16 protein-coding genes and 1 tRNA gene are annotated in these 17353 nt (G+C 62.4%); 3 read left to right on the top strand and 14 right to left on the bottom strand.

Going from position 1 to position 17353, the window contains the following annotated elements:
- Positions 1–29 precede the first annotated feature (29 nt).
- A complete protein-coding gene (polA, locus tag D3250_RS11095) occupies positions 30–2831 on the bottom strand; it encodes a DNA polymerase I (protein WP_225973291.1) in 2802 nt (933 codons plus the stop codon).
- 41 nt (positions 2832–2872) lie between these two features.
- Here polA and D3250_RS11100 point away from each other — a divergent pair, with 41 nt between their 5' ends.
- A complete protein-coding gene (locus D3250_RS11100; protein ID WP_119903440.1) occupies positions 2873–3394 on the top strand; it encodes a hotdog fold thioesterase in 522 nt (173 codons plus the stop codon).
- Here the strand turns inward: D3250_RS11100 and D3250_RS11105 are convergent, their stop codons facing one another.
- Positions 3395–4519, bottom strand: a complete 1125-nt coding sequence (locus D3250_RS11105; RefSeq protein WP_158583131.1) for a glycosyltransferase family 4 protein — start codon at positions 4517–4519, stop codon at positions 3395–3397.
- A 103-nt stretch (positions 4520–4622) separates the two neighbouring features.
- Here D3250_RS11105 and D3250_RS11110 point away from each other — a divergent pair.
- Both D3250_RS11110 and D3250_RS11115 read left to right on the top strand, forming a co-directional pair.
- Positions 4623–4696: transfer RNA gene (locus D3250_RS11110), tRNA-Gly, on the top strand.
- A gap of 34 nt (positions 4697–4730) precedes the next feature.
- Entirely contained in the window at positions 4731–5822 is a 1092-nt protein-coding gene (locus tag D3250_RS11115) for a glycosyltransferase family 2 protein (protein WP_158583132.1), read from the top strand.
- Here the strand turns inward: D3250_RS11115 and D3250_RS11120 are convergent.
- The 12 genes from D3250_RS11120 to D3250_RS11175 are packed head-to-tail and all read right to left on the bottom strand — an operon-like array spanning position 5782 to position 17300.
- Complete coding sequence (locus D3250_RS11120; protein ID WP_158583133.1) at positions 5782–6756, bottom strand: glycosyltransferase family 2 protein; 975 nt, start codon at positions 6754–6756, stop codon at positions 5782–5784. The genes D3250_RS11115 and D3250_RS11120 overlap by 41 nt on opposite strands.
- Positions 6746–7942 (bottom strand): LCP family protein, encoded by a 1197-nt coding sequence (locus tag D3250_RS11125; RefSeq protein ID WP_119903444.1) that lies wholly within the window; start codon positions 7940–7942, stop codon positions 6746–6748. Before D3250_RS11125 ends, D3250_RS11120 begins: the two co-directional genes overlap by 11 nt.
- 16 nt (positions 7943–7958) lie before the next feature.
- A complete protein-coding gene (gene rnc / locus D3250_RS11130) occupies positions 7959–8696 on the bottom strand; it encodes a ribonuclease III (RefSeq protein ID WP_119903445.1) in 738 nt (245 codons plus the stop codon).
- Between the two features lie 19 nt (positions 8697–8715).
- Positions 8716–8919 carry a 50S ribosomal protein L32 gene (gene rpmF, locus D3250_RS11135; protein WP_119903446.1) on the bottom strand — a complete coding sequence of 68 codons (204 nt, stop codon included), beginning with the start codon at positions 8917–8919 and terminating at the stop codon, positions 8716–8718.
- Positions 8920–8954: 35 nt separating this feature from the next.
- Complete coding sequence (locus D3250_RS11140; protein ID WP_438830150.1) at positions 8955–9542, bottom strand: YceD family protein; 588 nt, start codon at positions 9540–9542, stop codon at positions 8955–8957.
- A gap of 11 nt (positions 9543–9553) precedes the next feature.
- Positions 9554–10462: a UTP--glucose-1-phosphate uridylyltransferase GalU gene (galU, locus tag D3250_RS11145; protein ID WP_119903447.1), complete on the bottom strand. Its 909-nt coding sequence runs from the start codon at positions 10460–10462 to the stop codon at positions 9554–9556.
- Positions 10463–10471: 9 nt separating this feature from the next.
- Positions 10472–10966 carry a pantetheine-phosphate adenylyltransferase gene (gene coaD, locus D3250_RS11150; protein ID WP_119903448.1) on the bottom strand — a complete coding sequence of 165 codons (495 nt, stop codon included), beginning with the start codon at positions 10964–10966 and terminating at the stop codon, positions 10472–10474.
- 2 nt (positions 10967–10968) lie between these two features.
- Positions 10969–12195, bottom strand: a complete 1227-nt coding sequence (locus tag D3250_RS11155) for a glycosyltransferase family 4 protein (protein WP_119903449.1) — start codon at positions 12193–12195, stop codon at positions 10969–10971.
- 30 nt (positions 12196–12225) lie between these two features.
- Positions 12226–12810: a 16S rRNA (guanine(966)-N(2))-methyltransferase RsmD gene (rsmD, locus tag D3250_RS11160; RefSeq protein WP_119903450.1), complete on the bottom strand. Its 585-nt coding sequence runs from the start codon at positions 12808–12810 to the stop codon at positions 12226–12228.
- Between the two features lie 45 nt (positions 12811–12855).
- The gene (locus tag D3250_RS11165; RefSeq protein ID WP_119903451.1) at positions 12856–15174 is read right to left on the bottom strand and encodes an ATP-dependent DNA helicase RecG; all 2319 of its coding nucleotides are present in this window, start codon (positions 15172–15174) and stop codon (positions 12856–12858) included.
- The gene (locus tag D3250_RS11170) at positions 15171–16214 is read right to left on the bottom strand and encodes a DAK2 domain-containing protein (protein WP_119903452.1); all 1044 of its coding nucleotides are present in this window, start codon (positions 16212–16214) and stop codon (positions 15171–15173) included. Before D3250_RS11170 ends, D3250_RS11165 begins: the two co-directional genes overlap by 4 nt.
- Positions 16215–16232: 18 nt before the next feature.
- Positions 16233–17300, bottom strand: a complete 1068-nt coding sequence (locus D3250_RS11175; RefSeq protein WP_119903453.1) for an LCP family protein — start codon at positions 17298–17300, stop codon at positions 16233–16235.
- Between the last annotated feature and the right edge of the window lie 53 nt (positions 17301–17353).

Consider the following 17353-nt stretch of genomic DNA (forward strand, 5'->3'; position numbering starts at 1 on the left):
AACCCTATCCGCTGGCCCCACACAGCTCCTCAGTGCGCCGCGCTGTGCCAAGACTCGCCCACCCCAACATGCACATCAAGCGGGACGTCTAGCTCGGCGGCGGCTCCCATCTTGTCAACAAGCAGGGCCTCCACCTGGTCCTGCTCGCCGTGTGCGACTTCCAGGACAAGTTCGTCGTGCACCTGGAGCAGCACTCGTGAGCTGAGACCTGCCGCTGTGAGTCCGGCATCGACATCGATCATGGCGCGCTTGATGATATCTGCCGCCGAGCCCTGGATGGGCGCGTTGAGCGCCGCGCGCTCAGCCATCTGCCGCAGCTGTCGATTCTCACTGTTCAGGTCAGGAAGATAACGACGCCGCCCGTAGAGCGTGGAGGTGAACCCGTCCTTCTTGGCCTGGGCGACCACATCATGCAGGTAATCACGGACCGCTCCGAAGCGCTCAAAGTACTCGTTCATGAGATCACGGGCTTCGTCCACCCCGATTCCCAGCTGTTTGGAGAGGCCGAAGCTGCTCAGACCATAGACCAGCCCGTAACTCATCGCCTTGATCTTCGATCGCTGCTCAGCTGAGACCTCATCGGTCGCTACCCCGAACACGCGCGCCCCCACGAAGTTGTGCAGGTCTTCGCCGGCGCGGAACGCCGCGATCAGGGCTTGATCCCCTGACAGATGAGCCATGATCCTCATCTCGATCTGCGAGTAGTCCGCGGTGAGCAGGGTTTGGTAGCCCTGTCCAACGACGAACGCATCGCGGATCTTCCGGCCCGATTCAGTGCGCACAGGAATGTTCTGCAGGTTTGGGTGCAGGCTCGACAGCCGGCCGGTGGCCGCCACAGTTTGGGCGTAAGTGGTGTGCACCCGGCCGTCGTCCCCCACCGCGTCCATCAGACCGGTGACAGTCTGGCGAAGCTTCGATGCGTCCCGGTGGCTCATCAGATGCACCAGAAACTCGTTCTGCGTCTTGGCCAGCAGGTCTTGCAGAGTCTCCACATCGGTGGAGTACCCCGTTTTGTTCTTCTTCACCCCAGCAGTGGGCAGGCCCAGTTCCTCGAACAGCACGTGCTGAAGCTGCTTCGGAGATCCGAGATTCACCTCATGTCCGACCACCGCATAGGCGGCACGCGCCGATTCACTGATCGAGGACTCGAACTCTGCGTCCAGGGACGCCAGACGTTCCCGGCTGACCGCGATACCAGTGAGCTCCATCTGCAGGAGAATCTCAGCAAGTGGAAGCTCCAGCTCATAGAGCAGCTTCTCAGCTCGGCGCCGTGTGAGTTCATCGTGCAGCGCCGCAGAGAGCGGGTGAAGGAGCATCCCGTGCAATGCCGCGCGAGCCAGGTCCTCCTGCGTCACACCTGGGACGACATCTTGGTCGAATAGGTCCAGTTGGGCTCCGTCGGCACTTTGGGGGGCGAAGTCCTCGCCCCCGATGTAGTCAGCCGGTTCGGTTGAGCGTCCTAAGTACTGCGTGACCAGCCCGGGGAATGCGAAATTCCTCCGGTCCGGCTGAACCAGGTATCCGGAGAGCAGAGTGTCCTCGACGGTGCCCCGAAGTCTGAGTCCCCGCCATGCCAAACGTTTGCCAGCATCCTTGACGTCGTGGACCAGGTGGGGGGCTTCGGGATCAGTGAGCCAGGCGGCCAGTGCCGCTTCAAGGTCTGCGTCGGCATCAGCCAGCGATACCGCTATGGCCGTGACGGAAGCCTCCGGCGAATCCGTCGCGGGGACGATGATGAGCGCGAGCACTTCAGCAGCGCGCGCGGCCTCATCCCGCTTGGCTTTGGTCGACAGGGACTCTCCCGAACGGTCTAGGCACAGTGCCAAACCCAAGGGGACGCCCTCGTGCTGGTCCATGAAAGCCGTGAACTCCGGTGCAGCGGTGACCACCTGGACCTGGGGCAGGCTGTCGGTAGGTTCAGCCGAGAGCCCAGCGTCGGGGAATAGGGCCGCAAAAGTGTCAAAGAGACGTTCGCGTATCTGGTTGAACTGCAGAGCATCGAACAGCGGCTCCACCGCATCCCGGTCTGGAGTGGTCAAGAGGCAGTCCTCGAGTTGGACCGGCAGGTCCAGGTCCGTGACCAACCGATTGAGCTCCAGATTTCGCTCCACATCTGCGAGCGCAGCACGCAGGTTTTCACCCGCCTTGCCCTTGATGTCTTCGGCGTGTTCAAGAATTCCTCGCGCGGAGCCGTACTCCGCGAGCCATTTTGCGGCAGTCTTGGGTCCCACTTTCGGCACGCCCGGCAGGTTGTCGGCGCTCTCCCCCACCAATGCCGCTAGGTCCCGGTATCTGTTCGGCGCGACCAGGTACTTGGCCTCCACGCCCGCAGGGTCCAGGCGAACAGACTTGGTGAGGCCGCTGGTGGGATAGTCCAGATGGGTGTTCTCAGTGACCAGCTGCAGCGCATCCCGGTCGCCGGAGACGATCACGGTCTTCCAATCGGCTGCCTCGGCCTGGGTGACGTAGGTAGCGACAATATCGTCAGCCTCGTACCCTTCGACTGTGACCGCAGGGATGTTGAGGGCGGCGGCAACCTCTTTGATCAGTCCGATCTGGCCGGCGAACTCAGGCGGCGCTTTGTCGCGTCCCCCCTTATAGTCACTGTAAGCACCGTGCCGAAACGTGGGGGTGTCCAAGTCGAAGGCCAGGGCAATATGCGTCGGAGCCTCCTCGCGGATCAGCTTTAGCAGCATATTCGTGAAACCGTGCACAGCATTGGTGTACTGCCCTGTCGAGGTGCGGAAGGACTCAGTCGGCAAGGCGTAGAACGCCCGGAATGCCATGGAGTGTCCGTCAATTACCAGTAGTTTGTTGCCCTCGTCGCTCACACGCACAGCCTACCGCCCGGATCCTGGCTAAGCTGAAGCGTATGAGCTTTGAAGGATATGGTCCGGACTTTCCGACCCCAGGCGTTCCTACCCCTCTCCCCAATGAGTCCGAGCGGATTGCGCGGATGGAAGCTGCCGGTGTTGCCAAAGAATATTGGGACTGGATGGGCACGCACGGAACCTCTGCGATGAGCGCAAAGTTGGGACTGAAATTTGTTGAGATGAGTCCGGAGAAGATGGTGGGCACTGTGCCGGTGGGGGGCAATGAGCAGAACGCTGGATTGTTTCACGGCGGCGGGCACTTCGTGATGGCTGAGACGTTGGGGTCGATTGCGGCGATCTTCCATGTGCGTGCCAATCTGGGGATGGACCGGCAGGTGGTCGGCACCGAACTCTCAGCCACTCACCACCGGGCGGCGACCAGCGGCCTTGTGTGGGGAACCTGCACCCCCATAAACCTGGGCAAGCAGCTGACGGTTCATGAGATTGTGATGCGGGATGACGAGGACCGCCGCCTTTCGACGGCCCGCATGACCAACATGATTCTTCATCCGCGGGGCTGATCAGGACTTCAGGAAGCGGCGCAGGGCGGCATCGATCGCTGCTGCGTGTGCTTCGGCGGTGTAACGCTCGCGCACCAGTTCCAACCCGTTTTCTCCCATCCGGTGGGTTTCCGCGGACGCGAAGAGCACCGTGATCAGGGTGTTGCGCAGCGACCCAGGGCTGGCGGCCTCGAAGTAACGCCCGGTCTGGCCCTCAATCACAGCTTCGATCTCGGGTGAGGAGTCGCGGTTGCCTGATTCGGCCACGACGGGAACCCCGAAGCCCAGGGCCTGGATGACGTTGAGCCCTGCTCCTCCGATGGCAAGGGCCGCATCTGCCTGTGTGTAGTACTCCTTGAGCTCGTCGAAGTCGTACACGGCGCCGAGGAAGGTCGCCTCGACTCCGGCCCGGGCGAAGACCTTCTCGAGACGTGGCCGTTCGGAGCCGTCACCAATGATTATCACTCGGGGAACGTGCAGCTCCGCGGGCCAGGCCGACAGCGCTTCCGCGAGTACATCCAGCCGGTGCCGGGTGGTCAGCCGGGAGGAGTAGATCAGAGTCGGACGGTCCCCCGTGCTGCTGCGAAGAAGCGGCTCGGGTGGCAGCAGCTCCTGAGAGTAGAGGCTGTTGTAGACGACGTGGATCTTCTCCGCAGGCACGCCGTATTCTGTGCCGAGTTCCTGAGCACGGTCGCCGTATACCAGGAGGCCGTCCATCAGGGCGTAGAACGCGAGCCTGAGCAAACGTTTGGGGCCTGATTCCGAGCGCTTCCATCCGTGGCCCCAGAGCAGCACGGGACGCCCCAGGAGCTTGCCGAGCGCTCCTGCGGCCCAGGTGGATACGGTGTAGATTCTGCCTTCCAGGACATAGGCGCTGTGGTCGCCCCGCCAGACTGCAGCGACCTGCCCCGCCTCCCACCAGAGCAGGCCCAGCGCTCTGGTCTTCAGCGGCGTCACCTGGGAGAGCACGCCGGCGGAGGCTGAGGCGATGCGGTCAGCTGCGCTGGCCTCACTGTTCTTGGGCCGTCCCACGAGGTCGTAGGTGAACTCCTTTGAGGCCAGGAGTCGCTTCACCAGTGGTTCGCGGTAGTGCGAGACGGTGGGCTGGATCTGGAAACGAATGCGGGACAGCTGTGTGCGCTTCACGGAGTCCATCCTGCCCTGGGGAGGCCCCAGGGCGGCTGATCAACACTGAGTTTTGCACCTGCCTGGGGGCTTGATAAGGTGACTAGGCGCTCAACGCGGAGCGGGGGGTGTAGCTTAGTGGCAAAGCTCCAGCCTTCCAAGCTGGTCACGCGGGTTCGATTCCCGTCACCCCCTCCAATATGTTTTTGTGCTCGCCCGGTACAGTCGAGGGGTGGCCGCACACAAACTCAGTATCATCGTCCCGGTGTTCAACACTGGTGAATATCTTCGCACCCGCGCGTTCCCCTCTTTGGTGAGGTTGCCTCGTTTTGAGCAGATTCACGTGCACCTCATTGACGACGGGTCGACCTACTCCGAAACGCGGGACGCCGTGAGTGAGCTGGCCGCCGCTCATCTTAATGTGACGGCATTCTTCCACGAGCCCGGGGGGTCAGGTTCGGCGTCCAGACCCCGCAACACTGGTATCGACTTGAGCGATACGGAGTTCCTGGGGTTCTTAGACCCTGACGATGAGTTTCTTGGCTCGGGTCCCTGGCCGCTAGTTGAGGCACTCGAAGCCCACCCAAGCGCTGAGCTGGCCATCGGTCAGCAGCAGCGGATCTATGGCGACCGCACCGAGCAGGTGAACAATGTGTCCCACTACACCCGTAGGCGGCATGCCTCCGGCGCCTGGCCGGCCGGCGGTGACGTGCTGACTTCCGCTCAGTTCCGGCCCACCAACCTCAGCAGCTTCTTGGTGCGCACCGCGTGGTTAAAGGAAAAGGGACTGCGGCAGGTGGTCGGAGCGGTCGGACAGGACTCCCTGTTCTTCCGTCAAGTCTTCGCCGCAGCTTCGGCGTTCGTTCCGTCAGCCGAGAAGATATACGCCTATCACGCGGAAACTCCGGGATCGATGGTCAACACTGTCACCGCCGACTATTTCGCCAAGTGTCTTGTGCGCGAGCGCGCTCAGGTGGACTGGCTGCGCTCAGCGGGCCTCTTTGACGACTACGTCGAGAGTGGTTTCGAACGTTCCTTCGCCTGGTACCTGCCCCGACTGCGAAGGATGCCTAAGGACCGGCGCGAGGAGGCCCGCGCGATCCTGCGCACCATCGCCGAACTGTACGTGAAGCCTGAGGAGCACCGTTGGCGGTACCCCGAAGCAATGGCGTTCTTTCGGCGTCCCTCTGTCCCCTCCCTGGAAGGGCTCAAGCCGCTCTCCGGCGTGGCCAAGCGCCGGGCTCGGAAGACGGCGGAGGCTGCTGTCGCAGCCGGACGGCGGTTCAGTTCTTCCGTGCGTACTCGGCGCCACCTCGACCAATGACTGCCTGCAGCATTCCCAGACCCTCACAGAGGTAGTAATCATCGGTGTAGGTCACGGAGTGGCCGCGGAATCTCCTGCCGAATCTGCGCACTGCCCCGTAGCTGGCACGTGCGAGACCTTCGGCGGCCACAGCGAATGCTGCTGCCGCAGGTCTTGAGTCTGCGCTGCGCAGCTGCCTTTTCGCGGCCCGCACCTGACCCCCGCGCAGGGCACGACGCCGCAACCAGTGCTGGGTTGCCCGGTCGGCGGGAACGTGCTCGGTCACCACTGCTTCAGCGCACCACCAGTAGTGAGCGCCGGCGCGCATCATGCGTTCGAAGAGCTCGGAGTCGGAGCCTCCGATGAAGTTGAACGTCTCATCGAATCGGTAGCCTCTTCCCCCGTGGCGTGCAGGATGGAACCAGTCTGCCAGCACCAGGGTGTTGTTGGTGGCCAACCTTCGCTGGTGCGGACCACTTGGAAAGTCTGTTCTGCGCACATAGCCGTAGGTGCGAACCCACTCAGGCTCACCGTGATCGAAAACCGGCAGCACCGGCCCGCCCACAGCGTCTGCCGAGGATTCGAGGGCCGCGCTGAGCAGGTGCGTGAACCAGTTCGGAGTGACCTGCTCGTCGTCGTCGACAAAGATCACCGCTGCAGCGTCCAGCGGCAGTGCGTCCAGGGAGGCATTGCGGGCGGTGGCAATACCCGGGCGAGGCTCGTGGACGTAGACGGCACCCGGATAGTGGCATCCCACCAGGTGCTGGGCCGTTGGCTCTGGAGCGTTATCCACAACGATCAGCTGTGGCTGGGCAATTGTGGCATCGGGCGGCATTCTCACTGAGCGAAGTGAAAGCAGAAGCTGAGCCAGGAGGTCATTCCTCCGGTAGGTGCACACCAACACCCAGGTATTTTCTGCTGTGGGGGCGCAGGCTGCGACCGGTTCATTCCTCACGGTTGATGCTCTCGCCCAATTGGCGGCCCAACTGGCGGCTGAACGGCTCTTCATCATCGGTGACTGTGAACGTTGCGGTGCCGGGCTCTGGCTCCAGTGCCTCGGTGTACCTCATGAAGCCATCCATGTTCTCGCTGGAGAGGGACCGCCGCAGCAGGTCCATCATGTCATCATCCGGGAGAATGACCTGCGCTCCGCCGGAGGTGGTGTGCGGCTCGCCTGCCGGCATAGTAAAGGTGTGGATGTCGCTTCCACGCATATGGGTCATGTCGAGGGCGTAACCGACGATGGTGTTGGCATCCAGGCCGGCGTCCATCTCCATGTAGGGCAGGATCGCTTCCAGCACCGCGAAGACGCGTTCCGGGTTCGTCAGCGTGTCACCGGACAGGAAGCGCTCTGCGATGGCCCGCATCACCAACTGCTGGTTCTCGACCCGGATGTGGTCGCTGGTGGGAAAGGACTTCCGTTCACGGACGAACCGCAGCGCATCGGAACCCTCGAGGCGAATCGCTCCCTCGGGGTAGAAGGCGGGATTCTGCTGACCCGCGGCGAAGGGACGGGGGTTCTCCACGTAGACGCCGCCCAAGGCCGTGGTGAGGTCTTCGAAACCGTCGAAATTAATGGTCACCACGTGATCGATGTGGGTGTACAGCAGGTCTTCCACGGTATCGAGAGCCAGGTCGAGTCCTCCGGCGGAGAGCGCGGTATTGATCCGCCCCTCCCCTTCGCCGGGGATGTCGACCCACAGGTCGCGCATAATGGACATGACGTAGATACCTGAACGGTCTTCAGGGATGTGCACCAGCATCATCGCATCTGAACGCTCACCGTCTTCACCCGTCTCCTCGCGGTAGTCCTCCTCCTCCTCGCCTCGACTGTCCGAGCCGAGCAGCAGAATATTCACAGTCCCCTCAGGGGTGCGGTACGCGGTCTCATCGTCGAGGTCGTCCAGCTCCTCGATGACGTTGCGCTCTTCCTCGAAGACGGTCTGCAGCCTATTGATATAGCTGTAGGCGACGATACCGGCGACTATCAGCAACGTCGTCAGTACCGCCAGAGAAATGATGATGATGCGCGCTTTGCGGCTTTTCGGCGGCTCGGGCTCCTCGGTTTCCGCTTCGGAGGAGACGTCGGCAGGTGGGATGAAGCCACCTTTGGCGCGTCGGGGCCGGTGCTTTTCACTCACCGCTTCGGCCTGCCTCTCACTCTGCGTCCGCCTCGTAGCGGTCCAGAACCAAGGTCAGGATATCGGCCTGTCCCCGACCACCGGTGAGGTCCTCGACGGTGACCCGTGCGGCGTCGCGCTCGGCTTCCTTCTTCGATGGTCCCGTGCCCTGTCCGTAGGTGCAGCCGCCGATGCTAACAGTGGCTCGGAAGGACTTGCGGTGATCGGGCCCAAAGTCCTCAATGAGATACCGGATCTCCCCCATTCCGCGGGCTGCCGCTAGCTCCTGGATGGTGGTCTTCCAATCTTTGCCCGCTGTCATGGCCTCGGTGTCACTGAGCAGCGGGGTCACCAGACGCAGCACCAGTGCTTTGGCTGTTTCGAATCCGTGTGCGGAGTAGACCGCACCGATGATCGCCTCCATAGTGTCGGCCAGGATGGAGTCCTTCTCAGCACCCTGAGTGCGCAACTCGCCGGTCCCAAGGCGGATATGCGGACCGAGCTCCAAGCTGCGCGCAATTCGGGCCAGAGCGCGGGTGGAGACTAAGGCCGGACGCAGCTTAGCAAGGTCACCCTCTGCCAGGTCCTCGAATGACTGAAAGAGGTAGTCCGTGACGACAAGCTGCAAAACGGCGTCACCCAGGAACTCCAGACGCTCGTTGGTCGCCAGACCGTCATTCTCGTAGGCGTAGGATCGGTGCGTCAGGGCAAGACGAAGAGCCTCAGGGTCAACGGGGACCCCAAGGCTCTTCAGTAGTTGCTCTGACGCGCTCAATCCTTGCGAACCGGCGAGATCAGGCGTCGGCGACTTTGCGGCCCTTGTACTCGTAGAACAGCGGGGTGTCTGCAGAGTCGGTCACCAGCTTTGCCTGGTGCGGACGACTGTAGACGACACGGCCGTTCTCTACCGTCTTCACCAGGGTTGGCGCATCTGCCTTCCACTGCGAGCGGCGGTGACGGGTGTTGGCACGGGACTTCTTCCGCTTCGGAACAGCCACGGTGTCCTCTTCTCTCTCAGTTGACTAACAGTTGATTACGACGACGCGTCGTCGTCCTCATCATCATGATTCAGTGTATCCGCCAGGCTTGCAAGCGCAGCCCAGCGTGGGTCGAGCTGCTCGTGGGCATGGCCGGGATCATCCTCCATGCGAAATCCGCATTGAGAGCACAATCCCGGACAGTCTGCCCGGCACACCGGCTGAAACGGCAGTGCCGAGACCAACAGGTCCCGCAATACCGGCTCCAGCTCGAGGGTCAGCTCTGCGGTGACTTCCCGAGTCTCCTCGTCGTCACCATCTGTCTGGTTCGCCTCCGGGGTCCAGGTGTAGAGCTGCATAACGTCAACTGTCAATGGGTAGCCTATGGGATCCAGGCAACGTCCACATTGACCGGTGACCTCTGCGGAAGCCGTTCCTGTCAGCAGCACCCCCTCATGCACGGACTCCACTCGAAGGTCGAGGTCCAGGTCGCTGTGTTCGGCTATGCCGACCAAGACGGTGCCTAGGCCCGACGGAGCTTCCACCGTGCGGGAGAGGGTTCGCTGAGCTCCAGGATGGCCTTTGAGCTCTTTGACGTCCACGTGCAGCAAATAGTTCTGCTGTGGATGTTTCACAGCGGACAACTCTACAGGATCTAAAAGCTTTGGGCGAACTCTTTCAGCCAAGGTCTCAGCTCAGGACCGAGGTCCTCGCGCTCGGCGGCCAACGTGACCACGGCTTTGATGTAGCTGAGCTTGTCGCCAGTGTCATAGCGGCGACCGCGGAAGATTACTGCGTGCACGCCACCGCCCTCCTCAGGAGCTTTGGCGGCCATCGCTTGGAGGGCGTCGGTCAGCTGTATCTCTCCGCCCTTGCCCGGTGGGGTGCGTTCGAGCTCAGAGAAGACGGCGGGATGCAGAACGTAGCGGCCGATGATGGCGAGGTTGCTGGGAGCCTCCTCAACGGGCGGCTTCTCCACCAGACGGTGCACTGGTACCACCTGTGCCCCGGGTTCCCGGTGATGCCCGCCAGCGTCGACCACTCCGTAGGCGGAAACGGACTCCTCCGGCACCTCCATGACAGCGATCACAGACCCACCGAGACGCTCCTGTGCTTCCATCATGGTGGTCAGGAGCTCATCGCGGGCATCGATGAGGTCGTCGCCCAGCAGCACCGCGAAAGGCTCGTGGCCCACGTGCTGTTTGCCGCACAGCACGGCATGGCCCAGGCCCAGCGCCTGACCCTGGCGGACGTAGTGCAGGTCACCGAGGTTGGTCGCATGCTGAATGGCCTCCAACTTCTTGCTGTCACCCTTGTCTCTGAGGGTCGCTTCAAGAACAGGAGCGCGATCGAAGTGATCTTCCATAGATCGCTTGTTCTGACCGGTGATCATCAGAATGTCGTCCAAGCCGGCCTGCGAGGCTTCAGCGACCACATACTGAATCGCAGGTTCGTCCACGACCGGAAGCATCTCCTTGGGCATCGCCTTAGTAGCAGGCAGGAAACGTGTTCCCAAACCGGCCGCTGGGATGACGGCTTTTCTAATCCGCTGACTGGTGATCATGAACTTACCCTATCGTGAGTATCCCTTGTGCCCTTTGTCTTTGAGTCTTTTCTGCACCGCACGAGGGATGTATTCCGACACATCCCCGCCCAGCGAGTGCACCTCTTTGACCAAGGTTGAGGACAGGTGCGTATACCGTCCGTCCGCGGTGAGGAATACCGTCTCCAGACTGGTCAGGTGACGATTCATGGTGGCCATGGAGGCCTCGTATGCCAGGTCGTGAACGCCGCGGAGGCCCTTGATCACAGCGGAGGCGCCCACCTCCTTGCAGAAGTCGGTGAGCAGGATCCCGGGCCGCAGCGGTCTGACCGTGACTCCCTTGAGGTAGGAGAACGTTTCTTGCGCCATTGTGATCCGTTCCTCGAGAGGAAACAGCGGGCTCTTATGCATATTGGCCGAGACCGCCACGACAACCTCTTCGAAGAGGTTGGCGGCGCGGGCGATGATCTCAACGTGACCATTGTGCATCGGGTCGAAGGATCCTGGGCACACTGCTAACTGCATCGTTACTCCACCTGGCTTGCCGTCGTCGTACTGGTCATGTTGTGGTCAGGTGCTGCGTTCTCCACGACGCGCAGGAACCGGTCGAAGAGCAGATCTCGGTCGAATTCTCGCCGCGCTAGATCCAGGGCGGCCCGAGATCCGGAGTGGAGGTCGATCTCCCCGGAACGTATGCCCTTGAGCAGCTGATCAGCAGCTGTGGCGGGATTGCGGGAGAGCTGCCACCCTGCACCGTTTTCCTTGAGCACCTCAGGCAGCCAACCTGCGTGGTTGAAGACTACCGGTCGCGCCGCAGCCAGGGCGTCGAAGACTTTGTTCAGGGAGTTGATCTCCAAAGCTGGGTTATCCACGAGAGTGGACACCGCAATGTCAGCAGCTGGGAGCATCCGCTCGATTTCTGTACGTGGGATCTTGCCGGGGAGCACATCCAGAGGGTTCAGTCCGAATTCGCGGGCCACCCTGCGGCACTGCTCAGTGTCGGCACCTTGACCGTAGGCGACCACTCGGAAGTTCTCTCCGCGCCGACGGAGCTCACCGGCCAGGCGAATCAGCCAGGGTACGTCATAGGTCACCCCGAAACTGCCTGCGTAGAAGAGCACCGTCTCATCATCGGCCCACCCGAGATCAGCCCGGACTTCGCTGCGCTTCTCGCGCGATGCAGCGAAGTTCTCCACATCGGAGGCGTTGGGCACCACTGTGGTGCCGACCTCCGGACAGACGCGCTTGACTCCCGCTTCCATCCCGGGTGAAAGCGCGATGACGTGATCAGCCGATCGGTACGCGAGCTTCTCCAGCTTCTCTGCAGCCCAGATCGCGCCGCGGTTCTTCAGGAATCCCAGCGCAACCGGCGCTTCGGGCCAAAGGTCTCGGACTTCGAACACGAAAGGTGCACGCCGCAGTGTAGCGGCGATCATGCCCGGAACAGCAGTGGTGAGCGGGGTAGAGGAGGCGAACACCACGTCTGCCTTGACCTTGGAGGCGAACCAGCTGGCCCGGGTCATGAATGAGATGAACGATCGGACCCGCTGACCGAAAGCCATCGCGTTCTCGTAGGGGACGGTGAGTCTGTGCACCTCCACGCCGTCCATATGCTGGCGTACAGCTTCCCGACCTCCACAGATTACTGTCACTTCATGTCCCGCACGCGCCAGTCGACGGGCGAACTGCCAGGGCCGCTGCCAGCCGGACTCCCAGGGGAAGTTGAAGTGCTGGTGGATGTAGACGATGCGCACGAGAGTCAGTGTACGTGGATGTGGAGCCGCTCATTGCGGTTCCGCTAACCATATGCGGGTGGACCCGTAGCTCTTCTCATGGAATCGCCGGAGGTTAGGGGGCCAGGAAGGTTCTGGGGCACGGGCATCCCGTTCCACCACTACCGTGGCAGCGGGATGCAGCTGCGGGGAAGCCGCCTCGAGCACTCTCGTCAGCTCAGCTTCACCCAGGGTGTACGGCGGGTCCAAGAACAGCAGCTCGATGGGTTCGCCACGCCGTGATCTGAGGTACCTCAGCGCCTGGGCCTTATGTACATGAAGTGCGCTTTGGGCGCCCTCGGCGTCATCAGGCTTGCCCTCCCGAGCGAACAGTCCGGCGTTCTTGCTCAGTGTGCGATAGGCCGACTCTGCGACGTCTACCGCCTCGAGACTGCGAGCTCCTCGGCTGATGGCTTCCAGACCGAGTGCCCCGGACCCCGCATACAGGTCCACCACGACCGCGTCCTCGAGCGCATCGTAGCCCTCCAGTCGAGAAAAGAGAGACTCCTTAACCCGGTCACTGGTAGGTCGCGTGCCCGTGCCGGGAACGGCCGATATTCTCCGGCCCTTGTGCGTGCCGGCAATGATGCGTGCCACCGTTCGCTCGCTCTCCTTCTGATACTGTGCAGACTTTCTTGCCCTTCATCCCTGACTGACGTAGTCGGCCGCGTCGTCGTGCTCACGCTCCCACTCGGTCACTGCCAGTGCCAGCTGCGGGGCGGTCTGCCAGGTGGGATCCGCCGTGCCCAGTCGGGTAAGGTGATCCGCCGCCCGAACGATCAGTCTTTCATCACGCAGAATGCTGAGGTGCTGCAGGGAGCTTATTCTGCCGGACTGGCTGGCACCGAGAACGTCACCTTCGCGCCGTCGGGCTAGGTCCAGCCGAGCCAGTTCCATGCCGTCACGGTGCTGCGCGACCTGTCGTAGCCGCTCGACCGAAGGATGATTCTCTGGCATTCGAGTCACCAGCAGACACAGGTTCGTAGTGGTGCTCCCCCGGCCGATGCGGCCACGAAGCTGATGGAGGGTGGACATCCCGAAGGACTCGGCGTCCAGTATGACCATAGTGGTGGCGTTCGGGACATCGACGCCGACCTCGACCACCGTTGTGGCCACGAGCACGTCGATCAGACCAGCCTCGAATCGGGACATAGTGTCTGCTGCGGCCTCGGTGGGCAGCTGACCATGCAGTGTGTCGATCCGCGTCCCGGTCAGCTGCTCGTTGCTCGCCAGACGCTCTGCGATGAGTTCCACTGAGGCGTCCTGTGAGACGAATGCCTCAGCCCACTCCCGGGTGATCGAGGTCCCCGTGGCAGGGCCCCGCTCGGTCTGCGAGGCGAGGGTGGTCTGTTGCTGGCCGGGCCGCAATCCAAACCGAAACTCCACCTGACGCTCGATCTCCTCGGCAGTCGTTGCCTTTGTGGTGATCTTGGGGCAGACCACGTAGACCTGATGACCGGCACGTACCTGTTCCGCGACCCGCTCCCAGACGCGCTGAATCCATACCGGGCCTCTCATAGTGGGGACCAAGTGGGTCTCGATCGGGCTGCGTCCCCCCGGGAGTCCATCAAGCACTGTCAGCTCCAGATCACCGAATACTGTCATGGCCACGGATCGCGGGATCGGAGTGGCGGACATGACAAGCATGTGGGGCGTGGGGTTGAAGCGTTCCCGCAGGGCGCTGCGCTGCTCGACACCAAATCTGTGCTGCTCGTCAATGACGACGAGGCCCAGCTGCGCGAAGTGCACCGCATCACCGAGCACCGAGTGTGTTCCGACGATAATGTCCGATCGGCCGGAGGCAATGTCCAAGAGCGCCTTCTTGCGTTCTAAGGTGCTCAGCGACCCAGTGAGCAAGGTCATTCTGACGCTCGACTCAGAAGCACTGTGCACCGATCCCTGTGGTCTCTCCTCCCTCAGCGGCTCAATGGATCTGCTCAGGGACCGGAAGTGCTGAGCGGCCAAGACCTCCGTAGGTGCCACAAGTACTGATTGGGCGCCCGCGTCAGCCGTCTGCAACATAGCTCTGAGTGCTACCAGCGTCTTTCCTGAACCCACCTCACCTTGCAACAGCCGGTTCATGGGACTCGGCTGGGCGAGGTCGTGGGCAATGAGCGTGCCGCAGCGCTGCTGCCCTTCGGTCAGCTCAAACGGCAGTTGTGCATCAAAGGCAGAAAGCGCTCCTGCCTCTCTCAAGGGCATGACTGCGGCGGCGGAGCGTGCGGTCGCTTGGCGGCGACGCAGGAGAACGCCCTGCATGATCAGCGCCTCCTGCAGTCTGAAACGCTCCAGGCCCTCTTGATGCGCATTGTGTCCCTGAGGCTGGTGCACCTGGCGGTAGGCCGTGGCCACATCAGGGATCTTCTCCGCTGCCGCGATGCTGGGCGGGACCGGATCGGGCCAGGTGCTGAAGTCGACCAACTCCAACAGGGCGGTGATTCCCCGTCCGATCTCCCAACTGGTGATGTGTCGGTTGGCGGGGTAGAGCGGCATCGGACCGCTGGTGAGAGTCGGTTCGGCTACCAGCTCAGCCGCTGCGTCGTCTGGGGTGGAGTGAATGTCGTAGGCCGGGTTGTTCAGCGTCAGCTGTGCGTTGAACGTGGTGACTTTGCCGTGAAACAGGGCTCGGACGCCAGGGGCGAGGTCCTTCCGGGCCTGATATCCGTTGAAGTAGGCCATGCGCAAGGCGCTGCCGTGACTGTCCTCTACGGTGACTTCCAGGATGAACCCCCTGCGCCGCTGGAGGGATCGTTGACTGGTGCGAGTCACAACGGCCATGAATGTGACGTGATCACCTTCGCCGAGTTCGCTGAAGTCCGAGAGGGCGTTGGCGTCGATGTACCGGCGCGGAAAGTGGTCCAGCAGCTGCTGAACGGTCACGATGCCGAGTGCCTTGGAAAGTCGCTTGGCCTCTTTGCCGAGGACTCGGTCCACGGGGGTGTTCGGGAGAACGCTGCTCATCGGCTCAGCAGACTGGTGGAGCTGCTCTCCAGCGGACCGGCCTCCTGAACCGTCCGCAGCGTCTCCTCTGAGTCCATAGTGTGGATGTGGATGCGCCAGCGCAGTCTGCCGTCGGATACCGTCTCTGAGCCGATCGGGGTGATGATCACTGAGTCACCGAGCTCATCCAACCGGTGACGAAGCCCCGCAGCTTGGAGGGGACTCAGCTGTACCGTGCACATCAGCTCCACCCCGCTCATTGGTGGTGCCGCCTCATTCCCTGCCCCTGGTCCGCGTCCTGGGGGCCCCGCAGAGGTCTTCTGATCTGGGGAAGCGCCCCAACCGGACAGCCCCTGCATGAGGTGATGATCGACCTGCTCAGCACGCACGGTGGCCGAGAGGGCATCGAGCACCAGCAGCAGACCCAAACCACCGGCGTCCACCACCTGTGCGCGAGTGAGCTCGGGAAGCTGCTGCTCCGTCTGAGCGACCGCCTCACGCGCGGCGTGCACCACCTTGGGCAGAGCCGCTTCCACAGCGGCGCGGGAATCCGGTTCGGGCGCTGCGGCTGCACAGCTGCGGGCTTGATCCCGGGCCGCGTCAAGCACGGAGAGCATGGTTCCGGTCACGGGTTGGGATAGCGCTGACCATCCACGCAGACTGGCTCGGTCCAGACCACGACTGAGAGCCTTGACGGTGAGTCGGTGCTCACCATGAAGGGGTTCAGCGAAACCACTGATCAGCACGGCCAGCAGCGTGCCCGAGTTTCCGTGGGCTGAGCCCATCGCCTGGGCCCCCGCTGCGCCAAGCAGTGCCCCCAGATCGTCCTGGTCGGTACGCTCCAGTGCCGCCCTGCTGGCGCGTATTGTGGCAAGCATGTTTGAGCCGGTGTCCGAGTCAGGAACTGGATACACATTCAGCCGATTAAGCCGTTCGCGGTGGGTCTCGAGGGCATCTTCAGCCAGGGCGAACCATCGCCTGACTGCGACTGCTCCCTTGACCTTGCCTCTCACTTCAGACTCCCTCAGACTGGCACCCACATTGGCGCTTCGGAACCCCATTGTTCCTTATCAGAGGGTTTAATCTGAAAGGTAGTCGCCGAGCGTGCCGTCCTGCATCGCCTGCGAGATCTCTGCCTGAGCCTCGGTGTCCTGGTACCAGATCCACTGTCCGTCGGGGGATGTCCCCGAGCCGCCGTTGGGGAGCGTGGCGAACTGAATGTCGCCCGTTGCATCGCGGGCGTCCCAGACAAGTGATGCTGCACGCGAAGCGGTGAGGTCAGGATCCGTGATCAGGTGTGATGCGAAAGTGGAGACCATATTGTTTGTTTGGATGGGATTGGCCAAGTTCGACGGCGAGGCCGACTCCTCGATGACAGCGCGAATGAAAGCATGCTGATTGCGGATACGCTGCAGGTCACCGTCCGGGAAGGTGCTGCGGTGCCTGACAAAGCTCAGTGCCTGATCGGCGTCCATGAACTGCTCCCCCGGAGTGAACGTGTAGCCCTCCGAAGTGGAGAACGGCTCCGAGTATCCAGAGTCCACGGTCACCCCGCCGAGCTCCTCGACGAGGCCGACGAAGCCGAGGAGGTCCACCGCGGTGACATGGTCGATGCGAACATCCAGCAGATCCTCCACCGTGGCCCGGGCGAGCCAGTGGCCCTGATCCCCACCGAGAGCGAGGCCTGCGTTGACCTTATGCCAGCCGTGTCCGCCCGGGACCTCCACCCACAAGTCACGGGGGATGGACATGACCTGAACGGAGTCCCCTGATTCCGGTATGTGGATCAGCATCATTGTGTCGCTTCGTCCACCGCCGGGGACCCGTGGAAGATCCTCGTCCTCGCCGGATCCTCCGCCGGCGTCGGTGCCGAGCAGCAGAACGTTGGTGGCATCTGTCTCCTCCGGTCGCTCATCCTCGGCCAATCCGAGGGAATCCGAACCGGGGTCCGCCTCCGCAAAGTGCGTGACGTTGGAGCCATAGGAACGCTGGAGACTGAACAGGTAGATGCCAGCAGCCAGCAGGGCCATTATCACCAGCAGCGCGGCACCGCCCAGAATCCACCGTGAACCGCGACGTCGCGTCCGACGAGGCGAGTCATCATCGTCATAAACGAAGAACTGATCAGCGGGTCCGGCTGCGGTCATGGGACGTCTCCTGAGTGCGCGTACGGTGCAGATAGCACCATGTGGACTATTCC

It is taken from the genome of Nesterenkonia natronophila (genome assembly GCF_003595215.1).
Taxonomy (GTDB): domain Bacteria; phylum Actinomycetota; class Actinomycetes; order Actinomycetales; family Micrococcaceae; genus Nesterenkonia; species Nesterenkonia natronophila.

What these genes read in the sequence shown, in the direction of transcription:
- D3250_RS11170 (WP_119903452.1), bottom strand. Translation starts at nt 16,214, where the DNA reads ATGGGGTTCCGAAGCGCCAATGTGGGTGCCAGTCTGAGGGAGTCTGAA.
- D3250_RS11165 (WP_119903451.1), bottom strand. Translation starts at nt 15,174, where the DNA reads ATGAGCAGCGTTCTCCCGAACACCCCCGTGGACCGAGTCCTCGGCAAA.
- galU (WP_119903447.1), bottom strand. Translation starts at nt 10,462, where the DNA reads ATGATCACCAGTCAGCGGATTAGAAAAGCCGTCATCCCAGCGGCCGGT.
- D3250_RS11100 (WP_119903440.1), top strand. Translation starts at nt 2,873, where the DNA reads ATGAGCTTTGAAGGATATGGTCCGGACTTTCCGACCCCAGGCGTTCCT.
- coaD (WP_119903448.1), bottom strand. Translation starts at nt 10,966, where the DNA reads ATGCAGTTAGCAGTGTGCCCAGGATCCTTCGACCCGATGCACAATGGT.
- D3250_RS11175 (WP_119903453.1), bottom strand. Translation starts at nt 17,300, where the DNA reads ATGACCGCAGCCGGACCCGCTGATCAGTTCTTCGTTTATGACGATGAT.